This is a genomic window from Aquirufa nivalisilvae, assembly GCF_003143535.1.
Lineage (GTDB): Bacteria > Bacteroidota > Bacteroidia > Cytophagales > Spirosomataceae > Aquirufa > Aquirufa nivalisilvae.
On the sequence record NZ_CP029346.1, the window covers coordinates 2,493,988 to 2,518,735 of the forward strand.

General features: G+C 39.8%; 17 protein-coding genes. 15 read left to right on the plus strand and 2 right to left on the minus strand.

Annotation, left to right across the window (positions count from 1 at the left end):
• The first annotated feature begins 16 nt into the window (after positions 1-16).
• The 11 genes from HME7025_RS10635 to HME7025_RS10685 all read left to right on the plus strand — a co-directional run bounded on the left by HME7025_RS10635 (position 17) and on the right by HME7025_RS10685 (position 14,824).
• Positions 17-3,355: a VCBS repeat-containing protein gene (locus tag HME7025_RS10635; protein WP_226998216.1), complete on the plus strand. Its 3,339-nt coding sequence runs from the start codon at positions 17-19 to the stop codon at positions 3,353-3,355.
• Positions 3,352-4,650, plus strand: coding sequence for a vanadium-dependent haloperoxidase (locus tag HME7025_RS10640; protein ID WP_109323840.1), 1,299 nt, complete (start codon positions 3,352-3,354; stop codon positions 4,648-4,650). Before HME7025_RS10635 ends, HME7025_RS10640 begins: the two co-directional genes overlap by 4 nt.
• Positions 4,640-5,509 carry a 3-keto-disaccharide hydrolase gene (locus HME7025_RS10645; RefSeq protein WP_109323841.1) on the plus strand — a complete coding sequence of 290 codons (870 nt, stop codon included), beginning with the start codon at positions 4,640-4,642 and terminating at the stop codon, positions 5,507-5,509. Before HME7025_RS10640 ends, HME7025_RS10645 begins: the two co-directional genes overlap by 11 nt.
• Positions 5,510-5,772: 263 nt before the next feature.
• Entirely contained in the window at positions 5,773-7,608 is a 1,836-nt protein-coding gene (gene glmS / locus HME7025_RS10650; RefSeq protein WP_109323843.1) for a glutamine--fructose-6-phosphate transaminase (isomerizing), read from the plus strand.
• Positions 7,609-7,910: 302 nt separating this feature from the next.
• Positions 7,911-10,364: a glutaminase family protein gene (locus tag HME7025_RS10655; protein ID WP_109323846.1), complete on the plus strand. Its 2,454-nt coding sequence runs from the start codon at positions 7,911-7,913 to the stop codon at positions 10,362-10,364.
• Positions 10,365-10,369: 5 nt separating this feature from the next.
• The gene (locus tag HME7025_RS10660; RefSeq protein WP_109323847.1) at positions 10,370-11,389 is read left to right on the plus strand and encodes a zinc-binding alcohol dehydrogenase family protein; all 1,020 of its coding nucleotides are present in this window, start codon (positions 10,370-10,372) and stop codon (positions 11,387-11,389) included.
• A 46-nt stretch (positions 11,390-11,435) separates the two neighbouring features.
• Entirely contained in the window at positions 11,436-12,356 is a 921-nt protein-coding gene (locus tag HME7025_RS10665) for an ABC transporter ATP-binding protein (RefSeq protein WP_109323849.1), read from the plus strand.
• Positions 12,346-13,188, plus strand: coding sequence for an ABC transporter permease (locus HME7025_RS10670; RefSeq protein WP_109323850.1), 843 nt, complete (start codon positions 12,346-12,348; stop codon positions 13,186-13,188). Before HME7025_RS10665 ends, HME7025_RS10670 begins: the two co-directional genes overlap by 11 nt.
• Entirely contained in the window at positions 13,188-13,874 is a 687-nt protein-coding gene (locus HME7025_RS10675; RefSeq protein WP_109323851.1) for a hypothetical protein, read from the plus strand. The genes HME7025_RS10670 and HME7025_RS10675 overlap by 1 nt, the downstream gene beginning before the upstream one ends.
• A gap of 4 nt (positions 13,875-13,878) precedes the next feature.
• A complete protein-coding gene (locus tag HME7025_RS10680; RefSeq protein ID WP_109323858.1) occupies positions 13,879-14,523 on the plus strand; it encodes a flavin reductase family protein in 645 nt (214 codons plus the stop codon).
• A complete protein-coding gene (locus tag HME7025_RS10685; protein ID WP_109323869.1) occupies positions 14,501-14,824 on the plus strand; it encodes an MmcQ/YjbR family DNA-binding protein in 324 nt (107 codons plus the stop codon). Before HME7025_RS10680 ends, HME7025_RS10685 begins: the two co-directional genes overlap by 23 nt.
• 104 nt (positions 14,825-14,928) lie before the next feature.
• Here HME7025_RS10685 and HME7025_RS10690 read toward each other — a convergent pair whose 3' ends face one another.
• Complete coding sequence (locus tag HME7025_RS10690; protein WP_193495318.1) at positions 14,929-15,852, minus strand: sugar phosphate isomerase/epimerase family protein; 924 nt, start codon at positions 15,850-15,852, stop codon at positions 14,929-14,931.
• Positions 15,853-16,047: 195 nt separating this feature from the next.
• On the opposite strand from HME7025_RS10690, the gene HME7025_RS10695 reads away from it, so the two are divergent.
• From HME7025_RS10695 to HME7025_RS10705, 3 genes are read left to right on the plus strand one after another with little or no spacing between them, the layout of a single operon-like run.
• Positions 16,048-17,142 carry a glycoside hydrolase family 130 protein gene (locus HME7025_RS10695; RefSeq protein ID WP_109323879.1) on the plus strand — a complete coding sequence of 365 codons (1,095 nt, stop codon included), beginning with the start codon at positions 16,048-16,050 and terminating at the stop codon, positions 17,140-17,142.
• 2 nt (positions 17,143-17,144) lie between these two features.
• Positions 17,145-17,543 (plus strand): SMU1112c/YaeR family gloxylase I-like metalloprotein, encoded by a 399-nt coding sequence (gloA2, locus tag HME7025_RS10700; protein WP_109323880.1) that lies wholly within the window; start codon positions 17,145-17,147, stop codon positions 17,541-17,543.
• Positions 17,540-19,696, plus strand: a complete 2,157-nt coding sequence (locus HME7025_RS10705; RefSeq protein WP_109323891.1) for a DUF4954 family protein — start codon at positions 17,540-17,542, stop codon at positions 19,694-19,696. Before gloA2 ends, HME7025_RS10705 begins: the two co-directional genes overlap by 4 nt.
• 385 nt (positions 19,697-20,081) lie before the next feature.
• On the opposite strand, the gene HME7025_RS10710 is transcribed toward HME7025_RS10705, so the two are convergent.
• A complete protein-coding gene (locus HME7025_RS10710; RefSeq protein ID WP_109325407.1) occupies positions 20,082-21,683 on the minus strand; it encodes a M28 family metallopeptidase in 1,602 nt (533 codons plus the stop codon).
• Between the two features lie 104 nt (positions 21,684-21,787).
• On the opposite strand from HME7025_RS10710, the gene gcvP reads away from it, so the two are divergent.
• Positions 21,788-24,670, plus strand: a complete 2,883-nt coding sequence (gene gcvP / locus HME7025_RS10715; RefSeq protein ID WP_109323895.1) for an aminomethyl-transferring glycine dehydrogenase — start codon at positions 21,788-21,790, stop codon at positions 24,668-24,670.
• Positions 24,671-24,748 lie beyond the last annotated feature (78 nt).

Below are 24,748 nucleotides of genomic sequence, written 5' to 3' on the forward strand. Positions count from 1 at the left end.
CTATCTATATTGTCTCGTGAAGAATTATTTTGCTCTCCTGCTTGTTATCATTAGCTTTTCTTGCCAAAAGGCAAAAACAGATCTAGAGAGCAATCCTGAACCTCAACTTTTTCAATTACTCAATCCCGAGCAAAGCCATGTCAATTTTGAAAATAAAATTGAAGAAGGTTTAAACACCAATGTTCTGATGTATGAATACTTCTACAATGGAGGTGGAGTAGCTACCGGGGATTTGAATGGCGATGGAAAACAAGACATTTATTTTTCCAGTAACATGGAAAACAACCATTTGTACCTCAATCAAGGTAATCTGGTTTTTAAAGAAGTAGCCGATGTAGCTGGTGTGACGGGCAGGCCAGGTCCATGGAAAACAGGCGTTTCCATGGTGGATATCAATGGAGATAACAAATTAGATATTTACCTCTGTTATTCAGGAAATTTACCTCCTGATAAAAAACGCAATCAATTATTTATCAATCAAGGAAATGATGCAGCTGGCGTCCCATTGTTTAAAGATGAGGCCGCTGCCTATGGTTTAGATAGCCCTGCCAACAGTACACAGGCCGTTTTCTTTGACTATGATAAAGACCAAGATCTAGACATGATTTTGGTAAATCACAATCCTAAATCTCTACCCATTTTAGATGAATCCAGTACCGCGGATTTACTTCGACAAGAAGACCCTAACAGCGGATTACGATTCTTTATTCAAAAACAAAAAGGTCATTTCGAAGATATGACCACTTCCTTGGGGATTACAAGCTCTTCCCTTTCCTATGGTTTAGCTGTGGGAATCTCGGATGTCAATGCCGATGGATGGTTGGATTTCTATGTTTCCAACGACTATACCATTCCGGATTATTTATACATCAACCAACAAGGTAAAAAATTCAAAAACGTCATTCAGAAAAGCATGGGACATACCTCCCACTTTTCCATGGGAAATGACATTGCCGATATCAACAATGACGGCTTGGCGGACATATTAACCTTGGATATGTTGCCAGAAGATAATATGAGGCAAAAGAATTTGATGGCTCCAGATAATTACGAGAAATTCAATTTCAATGTGGCTGTGGGTTTTGGACATCAATACATGAGAAATATGTTGCAAGTCAACCAAGGCATTGACCCAACGACACAAGAACCTAAATTTCATGAATTGGGGCAATTGGCTGGAATCTCCAATACAGATTGGAGCTGGAGCGCTCTTTTTGCAGATTATGATAATGATGGCTGGAAAGACTTATATATCACCAATGGGTATTTGAGGGATTATACCAACCTGGATTTCCTTAAATACATGGGGGATTATGTTCAAAACAACCAAGCATCCATTCAGAGGCAAAATGTATTGGAATTAGTTCAAAAAATGCCGGCTTCCAACATCAGCAATTACATGTTTAAAAACCAGCAGAATGGCACCTTTAATTCGGTAACCAAAGCCTGGGGAATGGAAAATACCTCCAATAGTAATGGTGCTGCCTATGCTGATTTGGATGGAGATGGCGACTTGGAGCTGATTGTGAATAATATCAACAAACCAGCCTTTATTTTTGAGAATAAAAGCAATGAGCTCAAAAAAGAAAATAAAAACCTTCAAATTGAACTACAAGGAGAAGGACTTAATACCCTAGGTCTAGGAGCCAAAATCTGGATTTATCAAGGTGGGAAAACCCAATATTTCGAACAAAACCTGTATCGCGGATATCAATCTAGTGTTTCACCTTTGCTTCATGTCGGCTTAGGAAGTAAGGCCCCCGATTCTCTGTTCATTGTTTGGAATTCAGGTAAATCTCAAGTAATCAAAAAGGTAACAACTGCCAAAATTACCTTAAAAGAATCTGATGCGAAGACCATTGCCTTCAAAGCTAAAAATCAAGAAAGTCCATTATTTGTTCAGGCAAAAACGTTGCAAACTTTTGAAGGTTCATCAGATGAATTCAATGATTTTAAACGACAAACCCAAATTACCATTCCTTTATCCTATGTAGGACCTTGCCAAAGTACAGGTGATGTGAATGGAGACAAATTAGAAGATCTATTTGTTGGAAATCAGGCTGGCAAAGGAGCTACTTTATATTTACAACAAAGCTCTGGCGAATTGAAACGAACGCCTTCGGCGATGAGTCAGGACATCGGTTTTGAGGATAGTGATGCCCAGTTTTTTGATGCTGATGGAGATGGTGACCTAGATTTATGGGTAGTCAGTGGTGGCTATGGATTGATGGAAGCAAATGATGCGAAACTGGCTGATCGCTTGTACATCAATGATGGAAAAGGAAATTTCAAAAAATCGACGGTTCCTCTACCTAGTCAAGGAGTTAGCAAATCCACTATTCAAATCATTGATATCAATCAAGATCGATTACCCGATGTATTTGTAGGCGGACGAGTCATTCCTGGAAGCTATCCCGCATGTCCTAAGTCATTTGTTCTACTCAATCAAGGTGCTGGTAAATTCAAAGATATTAGCGCGCAATTCCCAGCTATTCAACAGGCTGGAATGGTGACCGATGCAGCTTGGGACGATTTAAATCAAGATGGCAAAAAAGAGCTGGTGTTGGTAGGAGAATTTATGCCGATCAAAATCTTTACGCTGAATAATAAAGTTTTTGAAGAAAGCACTGCTACTTTCTTCGAAAATTCTCTTCAAGGATTATGGAATACCATTCGAATTGAAGATTTGAATCGGGATGGGAAGAAAGAAATATTGGTAGGTAATTTAGGTCTAAATAGTCAATGGAAAGCTTCTACTGAGCAGCCCATGGAATTGCACTACAAGGATTATGACCAAAATGGCTCCATCGACCCTATTTTATGTACCTATGTCAAAGGAGAGTCTGTGCCCTTCATGACACGCGATGAATTATTGGACCAAATGAGTATCATGCGTACTCGTTTCACAGATTATCAAAGTTTTGCTGAAGCCAAATTGTCGGACATTATTACGGAAGAAGAGCAAAAAGGAGAACAAGTTTGGAAAGCTACTGAATTAAAAACCTCCCTCTTTCAATTGAATTCCAAAGGTCAATTTGAATCAGTCAAATTACCTTGGGAAGTACAAGCCTCCCCTATTTCAGCCATCGCTATACTTGACATTGATGGCCAGCATGATCTGGATATTGTGTTAGCTGGCAATATGCATCATGCCAAATTAAGGATTGGTAAAATGGATGCCAATTCAGGTTTAATCTTAACATCCAAAGGAAATTTAAGCTATGAGGCTGTTTCTCCTCAAAAAGCAGGACTTTGGTTACAAGGCGATGTTCGGTCTATCCAGGTCTTAGGAAATCAATTGTTCATCGGAATTAACCAACGAGGTATCTTCCCATTTAAAGCGGCAAAACGATGAAAAAAACCATCCTTCTTTTATCCTTTTTGGTTTGTTGGGCTTGTCAATCTGAGTCTAAGAAAATCCAATTCTCAGGAACTGAAATAGATAAAGTAGTCCAAGAAATGACAGAAATGATGATTCATGATGTCAGCAATCCTCCCTTGGCTATGCGCTTTTTCTCTTATGCCTGTTTAGCTGGCTATCAGGTCATGGCGGAAGCGGATTCTAGCCTGAATGCATTTCAATATCAATTCAATGGCTATCCTTCCTTCACAAAAGATAAGCCTGTGGAAGCACCCGAGTTCACAGCCATATTGGCTATGATGGAAGTATCTCAAAAAATGCAACCTTCGGGAGGCCGAATGAAAGAATTTGAAGCGCGTTACATTGATTCTTGTCGTCAACTAGGCTTATCGGATCAAGTCATTGAAACTTCTACCCAAAAAGCCCAAGCTGTAGCTAAAGGAATTTTAGCTTATGCCAAAGCAGATGGATATAATAAGTTGAGCAATTTCCCGAAGTACACTCCCAAGAAAACGGCTGGCTCATGGTACAGCACGCCTCCTGGGTATTTTCCGGCAGTTGAACCCTACTTTTACCGCATCCGAAGTTTTAGTTTAGACACGAATAAGATTGAAGAAATCCCAGCACCAGCTCCTTATTCAGAATCCAATTCCTCTAACTTCTATGCTTTAAGTAAAGCGGTTTATGAGGCAAAGAAATCCGAGGCTAATTTAAAGATTGCGGCATTTTGGGATTGTAATCCCTTTGCACTGAATGACCAAGGCCACTTATTGATTGGCATGAAAAAAATATCCCCCGGGGCCCATTGGATGGGAATTGCAGGAATAGCAAGTGCCAAAAACAATACAAGCTTTGGAAAAAGTCTAGAAATCAGAACGGCTTTAGCCACCAGTTTGATGGATGCCTTTTGGTTATGCTGGAGAGAAAAATACCACAGTCACCGTATCCGTCCAGAAACTGCCATCCGCAAATTAATTGACCCTACTTGGAAACCCTTTTTACAAACGCCGCCTTTTCCAGAATACCCAAGTGGACATTCCACGGTATCAACGACAGCGGCCATTGTTTTAACGCATTTTTTTGGCCCTCATTTTGCCTATACAGATACCGTAGAAAAACGCTATGGGATTGATGATCGTTCTTTTACTTCTTTTGAAGCCGCCGCCGAAGAGGCCAGCATTTCCCGTTTTTACGGCGGTATTCATTACATGGATGGCATACAAGCCGGACAAACCCAAGGCCGAATTTTAGGCAAACATTTTTTAACCTTATTGAAACATGAAAATTAAATTATTGCTACTTCTAAGCATCTTCGCTTTTCAATCACAAGCACAAAACGCTTCTAAGGAAGCTTGGGAATCCATGTTTAATGGTAAAGATTTGACAAATTGGACACCTAAAATCCGCAATTCTCCTGCCGGAGTCAATTATGGCAATACCTTCCGCGTGGAGGATGGAAAATTGGTTGTACGCTATGATTCTGCGGCCTATCCCAATTTCGATGAGCGATTTGGTCACCTTTTTTACAAGAAAAAGTTTGGCTATTACCGCATCCGTTTGAATTACCGTTTTGTAGGAGAACAAGCCATCAAAGGACCAGGTTGGGCTATCAGAAACAGTGGGATAATGGTGCATGGACAAACGGCTGAAAGCATGGGCTTGAAGCAAGACTTTCCTGTGTCCATCGAAGTGCAATTATTGGGAGGAAACGGAAAGGATAAAAGAACGACCTGTAATTTGTGTACTCCGGGGACTAATGTAGAAATGAATGGCAAGTTATTTACGCCACATTGCATCAATTCCCAGTCGGAAACCTTTCATGGCGATCAGTGGGTACAAGCGGAGGTGCTCGTTTTAGGAGATTCTTTGATTCGTCATTATTCCAATGGAAAAGAAGTTTTAGCTTATCAGAGACCACAAGTAGGTGGCGGAAATGTAAGTGGACAAGATGTGATTTTCGGGAAGTCGGGAGAGCTTATAAAAGAAGGAAGTATTTCATTACAAAGTGAAAGCCATCCGGTGGAATTCAAGAACATTGAAATCCTGAATTTGGAAGGGTGCATGAATCCAGAAGCCTTGAATTACAAAACCTATTTTGTTAAATCGAAACCAGAAGATTGTCTTTTCAAAAAGAAAAAGAAAAAATAAGCACACTAATTGACCTTTAAATAAGAAAAAAGCCTGTCCTATGGTATCATTTTAAGGAAAAATGAAGATATTGAAAAACCATTAGCATTCACTCTAAGCCATTTAGCGAACATATAAAAAAAGTACTATTATTGAAATCCCCAATCGGTAATTTAATACCAGTAAACTTGGTAAAATAAATGAAATTTGGGTAATTTGGCGGTTCGGAAAATTATCTTCCAATTGCCTAAAGAGAAATAATTCAATTATAAATTTTATATCGCATGTGTGGAATCGTAGCATATATAGGTCATCAAGCAGCCTATCCGATCATATTAAAAGGATTAAAAAGATTAGAATATAGGGGCTACGATAGTTCTGGAATTGCCTTGTATGGTAATCAAATTGAATCCTACAAAAAAAAGGGCCGAGTAAGTGAGTTGGAAACATGGAATGCCCCTATTTTGCAAGAAGCACATGCTGGAATTGGTCATACGCGTTGGGCAACCCACGGAGAACCCACCGATGCCAATGCCCATCCACATCAATCCAATAGTGGTAAAATCACTTTGGTGCACAACGGAATTATCGAAAACTATGCCTCATTAAAGGCTGAATTAATCCAAAAAGGCTATACGTTTAAAAGTGAAACAGACACCGAAGTATTGGTTAATTTCATTGAAGACATCCAAATCAACAACCATTCTACTTTAGAAGAGGCCATGCGCATAGCCTTGAAAAGGGTGGTTGGGGCCTATGTCATAATTGTCTTAGAAGAAGGTTTTCCCGACCGATTAATTGCTGCCCGAAAAGGTAGTCCTTTGGTGATAGGTGTAGGAGAAGGAGAACACTTTTTAGCTTCGGATGCCTCACCCATCATTGAATATACCAAGAGCGTTATTTATGTCAATGATTATGAATTGGCTATTATTTCCAAAGATGACATCATCTTAAAAAACCTAGGTAATGAGCCTGTAACACCTTATATCCAACAATTGGATATGGAGTTGGCTCAAATAGAAAAAGGAGGTTTTGATCATTTCATGTTGAAAGAAATCTTTGATCAGCCAGCCAGTTTAACGGATTGTTTACGAGGTCGACTGGATGTTGCGAGCTTAAGTTTAACCTTAGCTGGTGTAGACCAGCATTTATCGGTGTTCACCCAAGCGAAACGCATCATCATTGTGGCCTGTGGTACCAGTTGGCATGCTGGCCTGATTGCCGAATACATGATCGAAACGATTTGTCGGATTCCTGTAGAGGTAGAATATGCTTCTGAGTTCCGATACCGGAACCCCATCATACATTCAGGCGATGTGATTATTGCGATCTCCCAAAGTGGTGAAACGGCAGATACTTTGGTGGCGATCGAACGAGCCAAGGAACAAGGAGCCTTTATTTTTGGGGTAGTCAATGCAGTGGGGTCATCTATCGCAAGACTTTCTCATGCAGGAGCCTACACCCATGCAGGCCCGGAAATTGGGGTGGCAAGTACCAAAGCCTTTACGGCACAATTAACCGTATTGGCCATGATGGCCTTGAAAATTGGTAAAGCCAAGCAAACATTAACTGATGCCGATTACAAGCATTATTTAGTGGAATTATCTCAAATCCCAGAGAAAGTTCAGGTGATTTTATCCTCTCATGAATTGATAAAAGAAGTCGCTCAAGTTTATGCTGAAGCAAACAACTTCTTGTTTTTGGGTAGAGGCTATAATTTCCCAGTAGCCTTGGAGGCTGCCTTGAAATTGAAAGAAGTGAGTTATATCCCTTGCTCAGGATATCCATCGGGAGAAGTAAAACATGGCCCTATCGCCTTGGTGGACGAGACCTTACCGACATTATTCATTGCTACCAAAGACAAGTATTACGATAAGATTGTCAGCAACATTCAGGAAATCAAAGCCCGCAAAGGCAAAGTTATAGCCATCATCAATCCGGACGACACAGCGATCCGAGGCGTATCGGATCATGTGATGGAAGTCCCTGAAACCGATGAATTATTAGCGCCTTTATTAACGGTCATTCCTACGCAATTAATGTCGTACTACATTGGCGTATTACGCGGATTGGATGTCGATAAGCCAAGGAATTTGGCTAAGAGTGTGACGGTGGAATAGATCGGGAAGGGTTGGCTTGGAGTGCCTAATTGAAAATTAATCGTTGGCTTCGAGAACCTCAGCCAACGTTTTTTAGCTTAAACGCTGTTCGGCATGTTCCGAAGGGTTATGGAAAAATGCGAAATTCACCGTATTCCCGCAACGCTGTCAAGGTTTAAAACCTTGACAGCGTTAGGTACAAACCTAGCATTTTTCAATCAAAAACAAGGGAATCCCCATACAGATTATCAGTAGATCGATAATTTTTTAGCCTTTTGTAGATGCTTGGAATCTTCCTATCTTTAATTCCATAAATCTTCCCTATGAAATCATTTTTCCTGTTCGCTAGTTTAGCGTTGTTTGGCTTTTTTGCCCAAGCCCAAGTCAATAAAGCTCCTGCCTATCCGCTCATCACCCATGACCCCTATTTCAGCGTTTGGTCTTTTACGGATCAATTAAATCAGTCTGTTACGCGGCATTGGACTGGCTCGGATCAATCTTTAGTGGGCCTATTGGAAGTAGACGGAAAAACCTATCAATTCCTAGGGGCCTTGCAATATCCCTCCACAGGCATTGTTTCCCATGCCGAAAATAATCAGCCGATCGAGGTGCAATACACGGAAACCAAACCAGCCGAGGATTGGATGACATCCCACTTCAATGATACCTATTGGAATAAAGGCAAACTTCCTTTTGGCAAAGGCTGGGACAATAAATGGAATACGCCTTGGAACACCAAAAACATTTGGGTAAGACGAGCATTTGATTTACAAGACATCGACATTGATCAACTAATCCTTCAACTGCGCCATGATGATGACGTGGAAGTTTACCTAAACGGATACCCTGTTTATTCGTGCGAAAACTGCCATACTAAGCAATTGAAAGACTATCCACTTAGTGATATCATTAAAAGCAAGCTAAAAAAAGGCAAAAATATCTTGGCCATTCATTGCATGAATCCCGTAGGGAATTCTTGGCTAGATGCCGGTTTTGCTAAACAAACTCGCTCCACTCAGTCGAACCTAGCGATACAAAACTCCGTTCAAATCACCGCTACGCAGACGAGCTACCTGTTCACCTGTGGACCCGTTAAATTACAAGTGAATTTCCTTTCTCCACTCTTAGCATCTAACCTTGATTTACTTTCAAGACCTGTTTCTTACATCAATTTTGGCATACAATCCACAGATAATAAAACGCATAAAACCAAAATCACTTTTGGCATGTCTTCGGATATAGCTAAAAATGAAAAAGAACAAATGGTCCAAGTAAGTACGGGCAAAAAAGGCAATGTTCGCTATTTGAAAACGGGGCTCAATCAACAAAAAGTACTCAATAAAGTGGGCGACGATGTTCGAATCGACTGGGGATATGCCTATTTAGCAACTAATCAAGCCACGCAGCAATTGAAGACCCTTTCGCAATCTCAATTGATGTGCCTTGCAGATGGAAAAAAACCTTCCAGCGAATCAGGAAGTACGGATTATTTAGTAGCCTCATGGGATGTAAACGCCACTAAATCCAATCAAAATTCTAGCATCATGCTGGCTTATGATGATTTGTATTCCATCCAATATTTCCAGAAAAATTTACAAGCTTGGTGGAAAAAGAACTTTGCCAGCATGGATGATTTGCTAGTAAAAGCTGCGCAAGAATATCCGAGTATTCTGAGTCAATGTAAAAACTTCGACAAACAGTTATATCAAGAAGCGCTTCAAGCTGGAGGAAAAGAATATGCTGAACTTTGTGTAGCTGCCTACCGACAATCCCTAGCGGCACATAAATTAGTTCGAGGAGAAAAAAACGAGGTGCTTTTTCCTCAAAAAGAAAACTTCAGTAATGGTTCTATTTGGACGGTGGACGTCACCTATCCTTCGGCCCCTTTAAGCCTGATGTATAACACCAAATTACTGCGTGGTATGGTGGAGCCTTTGATTTATTACAGTGAAAGTGGCCAATGGAAAAAACCTTTCCCGGCACATGACATTGGTACCTATCCTTTGGCGAATGGACAAACCTATCCAGAAGATATGCCGGTGGAAGAAGCAGGAAATATGATTCTGTTGACTGCGGCCATTTGTAAGGAAGAAAACAGCACACAAATCGCCAAAGCACATTGGCCTACCCTAACCCGCTGGGTGGATTTTTTAGTCAAAGACGGATTAGATCCTGCCAATCAATTATGTACGGATGATTTTGCTGGACATTTGGACCGCAATGCGAATCTATCTATCAAAGCGATAGTAGGTATCGGGTCTTATGCTCAAATGGCCCGACAAATGGGTTTGAAAAGCACTGCTGACTCCATGCAAAGTATTGCTAAAAAATATGCATTAAAATGGATGGAAATGGCGGATGAAGGAGATCATTATGCCTTGACATTCAACAAAAACAATACGTGGAGTCAAAAGTATAACCTTGTTTGGGACAAATTATTAGGACTCAATCTATTTCCGAGATATGTGTACGAAAAAGAAATGGCCTACTATTTAAAGAAACAAAACACCTATGGTTTGCCTTTGGACAGTAGAAAAACCTATACCAAAAGTGATTGGATTATGTGGACGGCCACCCTTTCTGACAAACCTGCAGAATTCAAGGCTTTGGTACATCCTATCTATCAATTCATGCTAGAAAGTCCATCGCGCGTTCCTTTGAGTGACTGGCATGAAACAACGAATGGGAAACAAGTAGGTTTCCAAGCAAGAAGTGTGGTGGGTGGCTATTTCATTAAAATGTTAGAACAGCGTTGGGCCAAACGTAAAAAGAGATAATAGCTATGCAAGAACTTGTTTGTACCACTCCATTTGAATGGAAATACCAAGAATCGGAAAGTCCCAAATTGAAAGATGGCATGGCTATTCTTAAGATTAAACAAGTGGGCATTTGTGGAACAGATTTGCATGCCTTTGAGGGAACACAACCTTTTTTTTCCTACCCTCGCATCTTAGGACATGAATTTGTAGGCGAAATCGTGGAAATTAGTTCTGGTTCAAAAATTCCCATCGGAGCCATCGTCAGCGTCATTCCATACTATTCTTGTGGAAAATGCGTGGCATGTCGACAAGGCAAAACCAATTGCTGTCAGACACTTAGCGTACTGGGCGTGCATGAAGATGGCGCTATGAGAGAATATTTGCAAGTTCCAATTGACGCTTTGGTCTATGACGAACAACTCAGCCTAGACGAATATACCTTATTAGAACCCTTGTCGATCGGTGCCCATGGGGTTCGACGAGCAGACATAAAAATGAATGATTGGGTCTTGGTGGTAGGAGCTGGACCTATTGGATTAGGAGTGATGGAAATGGCGCGCATTGCGGGCGGACAAGTAATAGCTTTAGACGTGAATGCGAGCAGATTGAAATTCAGTAGAAATGTACTGGGAATTTCACATTCGATTCAAGTAGGTCAAGAGGATGTGATGGCGCGTTTGCAAGAAATAACTCAGGGTGATATGCCGCAAGTTATCATTGATGCAACAGGAAACAAAAAAGCCATTGATCATAGTTTTCAGTACATGGCTCATGGAGGTAAATACATTTTGGTAGGTTTACAATTAGACCATGTTCAATTCTCCCATCCAGAATTCCACAAGCGAGAGGGGACTTTAATGAGTAGTAGAAATGCCACTCGAAGCGATTTTGAATGGGTAATGGATTGTATGAAAAAAGGATTAATACATACCAAAGACTTCATTACGCACCGTACTAAATTTAAAGAAGTATCTACTCATTTTGAATCCTTTTTAGATCCTGCGCAAGCGGTGATCAAGGCGGTTGTTGAGTTTGATTCTTAAAACAATATAAAGGGAATGCTAGTTAGAAAAGCATATTCCATCCTACATGCCTGAGTCCGTCATATCCATACAACACCTTTCCAAAAGCTTTGGCTCATTTCATGCTGTTAAAGATGTTAGTTTTCAGGTCCTCCAAGGGGATGTTTTTGGATTTCTAGGACCCAATGGGGCAGGAAAAAGTACCAGCATGCGCTGCATGCTTTCTTTGATAAAAGCCGACTCTGGAGATATTCGTTTATTTGGTTTGCCAATCAAAGACCATCGGGAGGACATTTTGCGCAGGACAGGCAGCATTGTCGAAAAACCTGATTTTTATAAATACCTAAGTGCTTTTCGAAATCTGGATATTTTCGCCCGAATTTCAGGAACCAATTCTAGCAAAAAAGAAATTTATGCCATGTTGGATTTTGTGGGATTGAATGGCCGAGAACACGACAAAGTGGGCGGTTTTTCTCATGGGATGAAGCAAAGGCTGGGGATAGCCCAAACGCTGTTGCACAATCCCGATTTGATTGTCTTGGATGAACCAACCACCGGATTGGATCCCCAAGGAATCATTGATATCAGAAACTTGATTCTAAGGTTAAAAGATGAACATCAAAAAACCATCTTACTTTCTTCACATGATTTAAGTGAGATTGAAATGATTGCTAATCGGATGGTCATCATCAACAAAGGTAAATCGATGGTGGAAGGTTCGGTGAAAGAACTCATGTCGACAGAAAACCTCTTCATACGTTTGGAGGTAGAGCCACAAGAAAAAGCCATGATAGTCCTGAAAAATGCTTTTCCAGAGATTCAAATACAAGCAAAAGGAGAAAATCAATTAGAATTTCATTTGAGCCGGAATCAAGTACCAAGCATCAGTCAGCTCTTGAATTCACATGAAATTGCTATTTACTCCTTAGAGTCCAAACGCAGTTTGGAAGATTATTTTATCAAAATCGTACAGCAAGATGCTATTTAAAAGCGTATATAATGAGTTTATCAAGATTGCTGCCAAACCTAGAAGTTACCTCGGGATTGGGGCTATTACGCTGCTGGTGGGGGTAATTTTGTTCGCATTAAAATCGGATGGATTGTCGATTTTATCATTTGTCACTTCCTCATTTGAACAAACCTTAAGTTTTGAAGGAAACCTTTTAAACGGAAACCTGATTGCCTTCATCATTCTGCAAATGTTGTTGGTTCAAATCCCCTTGTTAGTGGCCTTGGTGACTGGCGATTTGATCTCCGGAGAATTTGCCATGGGAACCATCCGTATGGTGATGACTAAACCCATTTCACGGACCACACTCCTACTCTCCAAATTTATTGCCGGAGCCGTTTATACAGCCTGCATCATCATTTGGTTAGGCATCATGGCCTTGATTTTTGGAAGAATCTTTTTTGGAACGGGAGATTTGATTGTGTTGAATACAGATGGCTTGGTGATTTTACAGGAGCATGATGTATTATGGAGGTATCTCAGCGGATTTGCTGTGGCATTTTTAGCCCTATTAACAGTGGCATCTTTGTCAATATGCTTGTCATGTTTTTCCGAAAACTCCATTGGGCCCATCGTAGCAACCATGTCCATTATTATCCTTTTCACCATCATTGGAACCTTGGAAGTTTCTGTTTTTGACTCCATTCGACCCTTTTTATTTACGACCCACATGGCTTCTTGGAGAAACTTTTTTGAAGAGCCATTACCTAAAACCGAAATTATCAAATCGGTCATTATTTTAGTGGCGCATATTTTACTCTTCCTAGGCATTTCCATTTATACATTCAACAAAAAAGACATCAGCGCTTAATGAAAATCCTCTTAACCATCAGTCTTTTTATCTGCACACTTTTCCAAGTGATAGGACAAGATGCGCAAAAAACCATCCAGGCACTTCAGCAAAAATGGAGCCTAGTTAAGGATTATGCAGTAGATCTAAATATCAAATCGAATATCCCTTTGATCAAAATACTTCCTGTCAATGCGACTTTGTATTTTAAGCAAAAAGATCAATTTCATTTGAAATCAAAGGGCATTGCTATTTTACCAAAAAAAGGCTTTGGTGATTTGGCACTATTGTTGGCTCATCAAGATCAATTCAACGCCATCAGTACAGGCAAAGAATTGATCAAAAACAAGGAAACGGAAATCATCACCTTGTTACCCAATGGAGATAGCGAAGATGTTATTTTGGCCAAATTGTGGATAGATAAAAGCAATAACTTGGTACTGAAATCTCAGATTACTTCCAGAAGTAATGGTACGGTTAGCACAGATTATGTCTATGGATCTGAGGCCAAATGGGGTTTACCTGAGCAGCTTATTTTTACGGTGGATGTCAAAAAATTTAAAGTCCCAAAAGGCGTTGTGGTAGATATCAATAAAACCCAAACGGTAGATACGCAAAAACAAGTAGCTAAGACAGGTGATATCACAGTAAAATTTTCTAACTACAAGATCAACCAAGGAATAGCCTCCACCATTTTCAAAAATTAAATGTATGATAGCTACTCTATCCGACATCGAATCGATGGATAAATCGTTTCGAACGAACTTGATCAACCATTTAAGTGGAGCAAAAGCGGTTCATTTAATGGGGACATTTGATGAGCAGCATCAATCCAATTTAGCCATTTTTAGTAATGTAATTCACATTGGTGCTAATCCAGCCATGATGGGCGTCTTGTTTCGACCTGTTGGCGCTGATAGTCATAGCTATAAAAACATTCAGGCCAACAAACGATTTACACTCAATCAAATTCCCCTTTCCATGGTTCAGCAGGCCCATCAGACCTCTGCTAGATATCCATTGGGAAAATCTGAATTTGAAGCATATGGCATAGAAGAAGAGAGAATCTCTGAATTTGATGGACCTTTTGTCAAGAATAGTTTAGTCAAAATAGGATTAACATGGGAAGAAGAACATTTGATTAAATCAAACCAAACCATTTTAATAGTCGGCAAAATCCAATATATTTCCATTCAAGATTCCATTCTTCTCCCCGATGGTCACATAGATTTGGATGTCGCCCAATGTGTAAGTGCAGGAGGATTGGACACTTATTATCAAGTAAAGAAATTGGCTCAATTCCCTTATGCCAAGGTTTTGGCAGATGCATCCCATGAACCTAGAAGAAATTCGTGATTACGCGCTGAGTCTACCACAGACAGAAGAAAGCCTCCCATTCGGACCGGATAATTTGGTTTTCAAGGTCAACAATAAAATGTTTTTATTGCTCTCCTTAGATGAAATCCCTGTGAGATTTAATGTTAAATGTGACCCAGATCGGGCAATTGAACTAAGAGAAGAATTTCCAGATAGTGTTCTTCCAGGTTATCATATGAACAAAAAGCATTGGAATACGATAGTAGTCAATGGCCAACTAACTTTCGCCACCTTGAAAGAGATGATTTCGGATTCTTACACCTTGGTTTTGAAAAAATAATCCTTCGCTCCGGGCTAACACTGGCAAGGTTCGGAACCTTGACAGCGTTGCGCGTCACAGAGCGAACGATTTAAAAAGTGATTTGTTGTCCAACAAATTGATAACTATCCTAAGGCTTTTCTTAGTAATTCAACACTTTTTCTAACTCCAGAATAGGAATTTTCTTTACCTTCAAATTCAATGGAAATATAGCCTTGGTAATTCACCTTCTTTAAAATATTGATAATCCGCTTGTAATCTAATTCCAAGGAGTACCATTCGCCTCCTCCGTAATAGGTTTTAGCCTGAACAAAGCTAGCTTTAGGAGCTATTTTTTCTAGTTTATCATAAGGATCTTCCAAGAAGTTTCCTGTATCCATCAATAATCCCAACCAAGGAGAATTAACGGTATCATGAATTCGCAACATTCCTTCGGGAGTTGAACCTAATCCCCAGTGGTTTTCAAGAGCCAACAACACCCCGCATTCCTCTGCCTTGGCCAAACATCTTTGAATCCCTTCCACACACCATTTGTATCCATCATCTTCTGTATAACCTGGCAAAATAGGCTCAACTCCTCTGTTTTTCATTAAATCATCAAATGATTTAATCGTATTCCACCGACCTGTATTTAAGCGTAAACAAGGAATCCCCATTTTGTAAGCCAACTCAATGCAATGAATCGTATGATCTACATGTTTTTTCAACTCTTCTTTATCTGGAGTCACAAAACCTTGATGGATGGATAAACAGGTCAATGCAATACCATTCAAAAATGCATGTTTCTTGATTTTTTGTAAATAAGCATTGTCTTCACTTTCCATTTGTCGGTGCAACACATCGATCCCTTCCAGGCCCAAAGCTGCCGCATCATCTATCACCTTTTCAATCGGAAATTTATCACCCTTAAAATGCCAGTAAGAATAACTGGAAACACTTAACTTAATTTTTGGCTGTAATTTAGGTGCCAAAATTTTATCTTGAATTGAGGGCATGCCCGTGGCTAAGCCTGTCAATAAGGAGGATTGTAAAAAATCTCGTCTTTCCATTTTTATGTTTATAGGTATGATAACCCAATTTAAAATTTTCCTTTGATCAAATGCATGAATTCATTAGAAATTTACGGTCAATGCTGACCTGTAGGCTTCTTTGACAAGAAGCATTCGGTAAAAATTTGCCGAAAATTACCTTTTAATATACGTTTCAACAGGCATTTTAGTAAATTTAAACTCTCACCATACTACATGAATCTACTCTATAAAATCCCTTCTTATCTTTTTGGACTGTCCATCTATCTTTGTTCCCTTATTTCTTTGGGGCAAAATAAAAGCACAAATACTTGGCAAATAACTAATTTCACCAAGCAAGATGCAGCGAATCCCATCCTAAAACCTGACTTAAAACAGCAGTTCTTTTGCCCCGTTCAAGGCAAAACAGTTGGCTGGGAAAATAAAAATGTACTCAATCCTACAGCTTTAATAAAAGATGGAAAAGTGCATTTACTTTACAGAGCCCAAGATTCTTTAGGTACTTCCCGCATCGGCTTAGCCATTAGTGATGATGGTATTCATTTCAAAAAAATGCCTCAACCCATTCTTTTTCCAGAACAAGATGCATTTAAAAAATACGAATGGCCAGGAGGAATTGAAGATCCGCGTATTGTTCAAACAGAAGAAGGAAGCTATCTAATTACCTATACTTCTTATGACGGAAAAACAGCCCGTTTATGCTTTGCCACTTCGACTGATTTAATCCATTGGAAAAAAATGGGGCCCATGTTGAAAGATCCTAAATACATCGACCTTTGGTCGAAATCTGGCGCCATCGTTGTCAAACAAGTAGGCTCAAAAATGATTGCCACGAAAATAAATGGTTCCTATTGGATGTACTTTGGTGATACAGATTTATTCATGGCTCAATCCAAAGACCTGATTCATTGGTCTGTTTTAGAGGATGCCGAAAACAAACAAAGAATTTCAGTGCTTCAACCTAGAAAAGGCTATTTCGATAGTCGACTAGTAGAACCTGGCCCTTACGCATTAGTTAGAAAGTCGGGCATTTTATTGATTTACAACAGCAGTAATGCGGCTAATTTCAATGATTCCAATTTCCCAAAATTCACTTATAGTGCTGCTCAAGCATTATTTAATCTAGATAAACCTTATCAGCTAATCCATCGATCTAACCAACCTTTCATTTGGCCTAATAAGGAGTATGAAAAAATTGGTGAAGTGAATGAGGTCTGTTTTGTGGAGGGTTTAGTTCCGTTTAAATCTCGCTGGTTTTTATATTATGGTACCGCCGATTCAAAAATTGCTGTTGCCACTAGTCCCCAATAAAGATGCTCAACAAAATCCCGCTTTTAGGCATTCATCATGTGGCCATTATCTGCTCCAATTATGCCCTATCCAAACAGTTTTATACCGAAATGTTAGGATTTGACATTATCCGAGAAGTATATCGTCAAGAAAGAGATTCTTATAAGCTAGACCTTAGCTTTCAAGGTGTCTATTACATCGAATTGTTTTCATTTCCAGAAACTCCTGCCCGAGTGTCTAGACCGGAAGCATGCGGACTAAGGCATTTAGCCTTTGAGGTATCTAATTTGGATGAAACAATAGCTATTTTACAACAAAAAGGCCTTACTTGTGAAGCAATCCGAATCGATGAATTTACAGAAAAGCGCTTTACTTTCACAAGTGATCCTGATCATTTACCCATAGAATTTTACGAGAGATGAATCGAATAGAAAAGAAACCCATAGCCCATTTAGGCTTCGAATTTGTCAGCAAAAACTACTTGAAAGAGGGTGAAAGCGAATTCGATCTCCGCAATAAAAATATCAAACTCTCAGACTACAGACTTCTGTCTGCACGAGAAATTGAAATCTTAGAAGCCAATTTTAATGAAGCAGAGAATTGGAAAGATATTCAAGTTAAACCAGGCTTTAACCCACACCTTATTAAAAATTGTCGGTTTTTTGGTATCATCCGAATCGGTATTTTAGAACATGTCTATTTGGAATTCAAAAACCTAAGAATGCCTGTTGGCATTTACAATAGCACCATTATTAGTAGTGATATTGGCGATAATGTGAGCATAGACCGAGTGAATTTACTGTCCAATTATCAAATTGGAAATGAAGTCATGATACTGCAAGTCAATGAATTAGCCACTACTCCAACCGCCAAATTTGGAAATGGTATCGTGAAGGAAGGAGAAGAAGAACGTATTCGAATTTGGCTAGAATTAGGTAATGAAAATGGAGGAAGAAAAGTCATTCCATTTGTGGGAATGCGTCCTGCAGATGCCTATTTATGGACCCAAGACCGAGATGACGACTTGCTTCAAGCCCAATACAAGGCACTTACACAAGCGGAATTTTCCACCAAAAGAGGATATTATGGTCAAATTGGCGACCGAACTGTGATTAAAAACACAGGGATTATAAAGGATGTCAACATGGGTTCAGACACCTACATCAAAGGGGCCAATAAGTTGAAAAACCTAACTATTATTTCATACCCAGAAGCCAATACGCAAATCGGGGAAGGTTGTGAACTAGTCAATGGAATCATTCACGAGGGTTGCCGAATATTTTATGGCGTTAAGGCTGTCCGTTTTATTTTAGCGGCCCATTCGCAGCTGAAATATGGAGCTCGTCTAATCAACTCCTTTCTTGGAAGCAATTCAACCATTTCTTGCTGTGAAGTATTGAATGCGCTTATTTTCCCAGCCCATGAACAACACCACAACAATTCCTTTCTTTGTGCCGCCATCATCAAAGGTCAAAGCAACATGGCTGCCGGTGCTACCCTGGGCTCCAACCATAACAGTCGGGGTGCAGATGGCGAATTACAAGCAGGAAGAGGCTTTTGGCCAGGCCTTTCTATTAGCTTAAAACACAATTCTAAATTTGCCAGCTTCAATTTAATTTCCAAAGGGAATTATCCAGCGGAAATTCAAAATCCTCTTCCCTTTTCATTGATTGGAAATGATGAAGCTTCTGGAGGCTTATTAATCATTGCGGCATATTGGTTTCAATATAATCTGTATGCTTTGGCAAGAAATGCATGGAAGTTTGCGAATCGTGATCAGAGGATCAACAAGAATATGCTTTTGGAATATGATTTTCTGGCGCCTGATACCATAGAGGAAATACTGAATGCCTTAACCTTATTAGAAACTTGGGTGGGCGATTCACTTCCAGAAAAGACGCAAGAAGCAGGTAAAAAATGGCTAGAAAATCCAGCCAATGAAAACGTCAGCTTAGATGTTTGGGCCACAGGTATTGAAAACTCTAAACGTAAGAGCAAAATCGCTAAAAGTTATCGTGCTTACCATATTTTCAAGGATTTAATCCATTACCATGCCTTCCAAGAATGGCTCGGGGCTCATGAAAGAAATCCAAACCTAAGCACATTGGATATATTGAAAAACGCTTCCAAGCAAAGGATTTCACATTGGGAAAATCTAGGAGGACAATTAGTCCCTTCAGAAGCTGTGGAAGGACTAAAGACCAATATCCGTACTAGTCAAATTACCTCATGGAATCAAGTTCATCAATTTTATCAAGAACAAGCTGAGCTATATCCTGATCTTAAATTTCAAAATGCCCTAGCCGCTTTAAAAATCATTCAAACATCTGATTTAGGAGATCCAACTTTCATGCAGCAATGGAAAAATAAGGCTATTGAAGTTTCGGCATTCATTGCCAAAGGGATTGAACGTTCGCGTGCCAAAGATTTCCAAGATCCGTTCCGCCAAGCCATGTTTCACAACCAAAAGGAAATGGAAAACGTGATTGGCGATTGGAAAGAAAATGATTTTATCCTACAAGCACAAAAGACCCATGAAGCGTTTGTCCAGAAAATTATAAATTCTGGATTATAGATGATGAATTATTCTACATTGTAAAGGTTAATCCTAACGAAAGATTGGAACGGAGCTTGAGCGAAGCGGCAGGCGGATATTTGACCTTGCGCATTGGCCATGTGCGAAAGCGTCAAAGATTTAAGCCGTAAGGGGAGAGAAAATCGGTTCTGCGAAGCAGAATTCGTCTAAGGATTAACCTTATTTCTTCTGTTTTTTTTGTTTCTTTTTTTATGAAAAAAAAGAAAGTCCATGAAAAGTATTATTCCAATAATGTTAATGAAATAAAGAAAAAATGGTCAATACTTGAATCCGACCAACCTTTTTCATGCATTGACATATTGATAACACATCAAAAAAATAGCCTCAAATGATATTTGAGGCTATTTTCATATTTATAAAGCTTTTATGGTTTGTTAGAATCCACTGGTAAGCGTTGTTCTCTGTTAGAAATTTCCCAAGCCATGTAGAAAACTAATCTACCTACTTTTTGAATTTGGTCAAATTCAATTTTCTCTACATCATCACCTGGTTGGTGATAATCTTCATGAACGCCATTGAAGAAGAATGCCACAGGAATTTTATGCTTAGCAAAGTTGTAATGATCAGAACGGTAATAGAAACGGTTCGGATCATTGGGATCATTGTATTTATAGTCCAATTCTAAACCAATGTGTTTCTTATTTTGCTCTTCTAATACAGCGCGCAACTGAGAAGATAATTTATCAGAACCAATTTCATAGATATAATCTGGCTTACCAATATGCTCATCATCGTAGCGACCCACCATGTCGATGTTCAAATCACAAACGGTATTCTCCAATGGGAACAAAGGATGATTCGAGTAATACTCAGAGCCTAACAATCCTTTTTCTTCGCCCGTTACAGTCATAAACAAGATACTTCTACGTGGACGATGTCCCTCAGCAGCAGCCTTTCCAAAAGCCTGCGCTAATTCCATCACTGTTACGGTACCTGATCCATCGTCATTAGCCCCATTGTTGATTCGTCCATCTGCCGAAACACCGATGTGATCATAGTGAGCAGTAATGACAACCACTTCTGATTTTTTATCGGTTCCTTCCAAAAATCCAACGACATTGTAGGTGTCTACTGGGCTTTCTGTATTTTCAATTTTCAGTTCAATGATACCCGCTTTGAATTTACTGGCTACTGATTTTTTCTCCGTTGAAACTTTAGTTTTGAATGCTTCAATAGCTGCTACATCTGTTCCTAATAATTGAGCAGCCATCGCAGATGAAATTAATATTACTGGAAATTCAGCATCTTTATTCTGAGTTTCATCTTTCAATACCATACGCTCATTGCCAAAACGCTTCATCATAACCTGACGCTGATTTAATTGAGCACTAAACGATTTCTCATCTTTATCCGTAATGACAATTAAACCAGTAGCTCCGGCAGCTTTGGCTAATTTCATTTTTTCTCTCCAGCCTGTTGCCTTACCAAAAGCAGAAGGGTCTTTTGAACCAGAAAGCACGTAGTTTCCAGCCTGATCTTTGGCTTCACCGTCTATCACCACAACCATGGCACCTTTGGCTTTCAGCTTATCAAAATCAGTAAAAGCACCCTGCTGCACACCATAACCAGCAAAAACGGTCGGAGCTTTTGTTCCAGCTGCGACAGGCGCCAGAGCATAAGCCATAAAATCCGACAAATAGCCATAGGATTTACCCTTAATTTGAGCGGCTACGTTGGTCCATGAACGATTGACTAAATCTACCTTTTGAAAATAACTGCCTTGAACTGGGGCTAGCCCCACAGCTTTAAAATGGTTAGCAATGTAGTTCGCTGCAACTTTTTGTTCAGCTGAACCTGTATTTCTACCTTTCAAGCTATCGGAAGCAATAAAAGTCAAATGTTTTTTCAAATCTTCCGCCTTGATCGTATAGGCATAAGGGACTGGATTTGATTGAGCGACAAGGCTCAATGGGATAAGTTTTGCAACTAAAAAAAGTGCTAAAACCGAATAGTAAGTCTTTTTCATTTTGTTGAGGAAAAATTTAAGTTCGCAAGATAAGAATTGAAAAATAAATCCCATAAAAAGATTAATTTTACAACGTTTTTTCACACAAATTTCGCCTTCATCCTATGATCCCCAATTTCAAATACAGGGAAGATTTTTCATTGCGTCACAACAATTCAAATCCAACTGATATCGCGGCTATGTTAAAAACCATAGGCGTAGATAGTCTGACTACTTTAATTCAACAAACTGTTCCTCAACCTATACGCTTACCGCAAGGTCTACGATTACCGAATCCCAAAACAGAGTTTGAATTTTTACGTGATTTCAAACAAATTATGGGGCAAAATAAAATATTCAAAAGCCATATTGGTTTAGGATATTACGATACCATCGTGCCTTCTGTTATTCTACGAAATATCTTAGAAAATCCATCTTGGTATACTGCTTATACGCCTTACCAAGCGGAAATTGCCCAAGGTCGTTTGGAAATGTTATTAAATTACCAAACCATGATCATTGATTTGACTGGTATGGAATTAGCCAATGCATCGCTTTTAGATGAAGGAACCGCTGCGGCAGAGGCAATGACAATGTTGCACGGACAAAGACCTGCTGAGAGAAATCAAGCGGAATCTATTTTTGTATCTGAACTATGTTTACCGCAAACCATCGATGTGCTTAAAACGAGAGCTGAACCTCTTGGAATCAATGTGGTGGTTGGGAATCATTTGAACATTGATGTTACAGATGCTCAATATTATGCTATCGTTTTACAATACCCTGCCAGCAATGGTGAGGTTTTTGACTATACAGCCCTAATTGAATCAGCCAAAGAAAATGGCCTTCAAGTGGTGGTCGCTGCAGATTTATTAGCTCTAACCATCTTAACTCCTCCAGGTGAAATGGGAGCCGATGTGGTGGTTGGAAGTTCACAGCGTTTCGGTGTACCTATGGGATTTGGTGGACCTCATGCCGCTTTCTTTGCTACCAAAGAAAAGTACAAAAGAAATATACCAGGCCGAATCATTGGAGTATCCATTGATGCCGAAGGAAATAGAGCTTTACGTATGGCGCTTCAAACACGCGAACAACATATCCGTAGAGAAAAAGCGACTTCCAATATTTGTACGGCTCAAGTATTATTATCCATCATGGCAGCGGCTTATGCCATTTACCACGGGCCTGAAGAATTAAAAAACAAAGCCACCAAAATTTATGGACTGACGGAATTATTAGCCGCAGGACTTCAAAAATTGGGCTTTAGCTTAGAAAATACACATCATTTTGATACCATTACTGTTATCACTGGGGAATATACCGAAGAAATTAGAGAATTGGCGGAAGATTCCGAGCGCAATTTCCGCTATTTCAGAAATGATAGCAGTAAATTAAGTATCTCTTTAGATGAAACGACACAAGAAGAAGATGTAGTTGAAATACTTGGTTTCTTCCAACGCGTTAAAATGGAAGGAATCGGAGGAGAAGAAATGAGTATTACTTGGAGAATTCCAGCTAAATTAACTCGTCAATCTGCCTTTTTAAGCCATGAGGTTTTTAACCGTTATCATTCCGAGCATGGCATGTTACGCTATTTAAAATCTTTGGAATCCAAAGATTTATCCATGGTGCATTCCATGATTTCATTAGGTTCTTGTACCATGAAATTAAATGCTACGACAGAGATGATTCCAGTAACGTGGCCTGAACTTGGAAAAATTCACCCATTTGCACCAGCAAGTCAGACACGTGGTTATCAACGATTAATCATGGAATTAAATGATTGGTTATGTGAAATCACAGGATTTGCAGCCATGTCGATGCAGCCTAATTCTGGTGCACAAGGAGAATATGCAGGTTTAATGGTTATTCGTGCTTACCACGCTTCTCGTGGAGATTCGCACCGTAATGTAGCCTTAATTCCTTCTTCTGCTCATGGAACTAATCCTGCTTCAGCGGTGATGGCTGGCATGAAAGTGATTGTTACGGGATGTGATGCCAACGGTAATATTGATGTAGAACAATTACGTGCCAAAGCCATTGAACACAAAGATGATTTGGCTTGCTTGATGGTAACTTACCCAAGTACCCACGGAGTTTTTGAAGAGTCCATCAAAGAAATTTGCAAAATCATCCATGAAAATGGGGGTCAAGTTTATATGGATGGTGCCAATATGAATGCACAAGTAGGATTAACTTCTCCTGCGACTATCGGAGCGGATGTTTGTCACTTGAATTTACATAAGACATTCTGTATTCCTCACGGTGGTGGTGGCCCAGGCATGGGACCCATTGGTGTAGCGAAGCAATTAGTGCCGTTTTTACCAGGACACGTGATGACAGACTCCGTAGAGGCAAGCAGTCATGGAGCGGTATCAGCGGGCCCAGTAGGTTCAGCCAGTATCTTAGCCATTTCTTATGCCTACATTGCTATGATGGGAGGAGAAGGATTAACTCGTGCTACAGAAACCGCAATCCTAAATGCCAATTATATTAAAGCAAGATTGGAGACTAAGTTTCCAATTCTTTACACAGGTTCACAGGGTCGTTGCGCACACGAAATGATTGTGGATTGCCGACCGTTCAAAGCTAGTGTAGGAATAGAAGCTGAAGACATAGCTAAGCGATTAATGGATTATGGATTCCATGCTCCTACCCTTTCATTTCCTGTTGCTGGAACCTTGATGATCGAGCCAACTGAATCTGAGAACAAAGAAGAGTTAGATCGTTTTTGTGATGCCTTATTGAGTATTCGTGCAGAAATCCAAGAGATTGAAGATGGACAAGCTGACAAGCTAAATAATGTATTGAAAAACGCTCCACATACGCAAAGTGTCGTATTGATTGGAGAATGGAATCGCCCATACAGTAGAGAAAAGGCTGTTTTCCCATTAGCCTATGTGAAGGCAAATAAATTTTGGCCAAGCGTATCTCGCATTGATTCGGCCTATGGTGATCGCAACTTAGTCTGTGCTTGCGAGCCTATTACCAGTTATATGGAGCAATAATATTTTTATTTTTCGTTAACCTCGACAGCGTTTAAAACGCTGTCGAGGTTTAGCGGAAGGATGGATTATTTTATCAAA

What these genes read in the sequence shown, in the direction of transcription:
- HME7025_RS10710 (WP_109325407.1), bottom strand. Translation starts at nt 21,683, where the DNA reads ATGAAAAAGACTTACTATTCGGTTTTAGCACTTTTTTTAGTTGCAAAA.
- HME7025_RS10680 (WP_109323858.1), top strand. Translation starts at nt 13,879, where the DNA reads ATGATAGCTACTCTATCCGACATCGAATCGATGGATAAATCGTTTCGA.
- HME7025_RS10670 (WP_109323850.1), top strand. Translation starts at nt 12,346, where the DNA reads ATGCTATTTAAAAGCGTATATAATGAGTTTATCAAGATTGCTGCCAAA.
- HME7025_RS10690 (WP_193495318.1), bottom strand. Translation starts at nt 15,852, where the DNA reads ATGGAAAGACGAGATTTTTTACAATCCTCCTTATTGACAGGCTTAGCC.
- HME7025_RS10685 (WP_109323869.1), top strand. Translation starts at nt 14,501, where the DNA reads ATGAACCTAGAAGAAATTCGTGATTACGCGCTGAGTCTACCACAGACA.
- HME7025_RS10655 (WP_109323846.1), top strand. Translation starts at nt 7,911, where the DNA reads ATGAAATCATTTTTCCTGTTCGCTAGTTTAGCGTTGTTTGGCTTTTTT.
- gloA2 (WP_109323880.1), top strand. Translation starts at nt 17,145, where the DNA reads ATGCTCAACAAAATCCCGCTTTTAGGCATTCATCATGTGGCCATTATC.
- HME7025_RS10705 (WP_109323891.1), top strand. Translation starts at nt 17,540, where the DNA reads ATGAATCGAATAGAAAAGAAACCCATAGCCCATTTAGGCTTCGAATTT.
- glmS (WP_109323843.1), top strand. Translation starts at nt 5,773, where the DNA reads ATGTGTGGAATCGTAGCATATATAGGTCATCAAGCAGCCTATCCGATC.
- HME7025_RS10645 (WP_109323841.1), top strand. Translation starts at nt 4,640, where the DNA reads ATGAAAATTAAATTATTGCTACTTCTAAGCATCTTCGCTTTTCAATCA.
- HME7025_RS10665 (WP_109323849.1), top strand. Translation starts at nt 11,436, where the DNA reads ATGCCTGAGTCCGTCATATCCATACAACACCTTTCCAAAAGCTTTGGC.
- HME7025_RS10640 (WP_109323840.1), top strand. Translation starts at nt 3,352, where the DNA reads ATGAAAAAAACCATCCTTCTTTTATCCTTTTTGGTTTGTTGGGCTTGT.
- HME7025_RS10675 (WP_109323851.1), top strand. Translation starts at nt 13,188, where the DNA reads ATGAAAATCCTCTTAACCATCAGTCTTTTTATCTGCACACTTTTCCAA.
- HME7025_RS10695 (WP_109323879.1), top strand. Translation starts at nt 16,048, where the DNA reads ATGAATCTACTCTATAAAATCCCTTCTTATCTTTTTGGACTGTCCATC.
- HME7025_RS10660 (WP_109323847.1), top strand. Translation starts at nt 10,370, where the DNA reads ATGCAAGAACTTGTTTGTACCACTCCATTTGAATGGAAATACCAAGAA.
- gcvP (WP_109323895.1), top strand. Translation starts at nt 21,788, where the DNA reads ATGATCCCCAATTTCAAATACAGGGAAGATTTTTCATTGCGTCACAAC.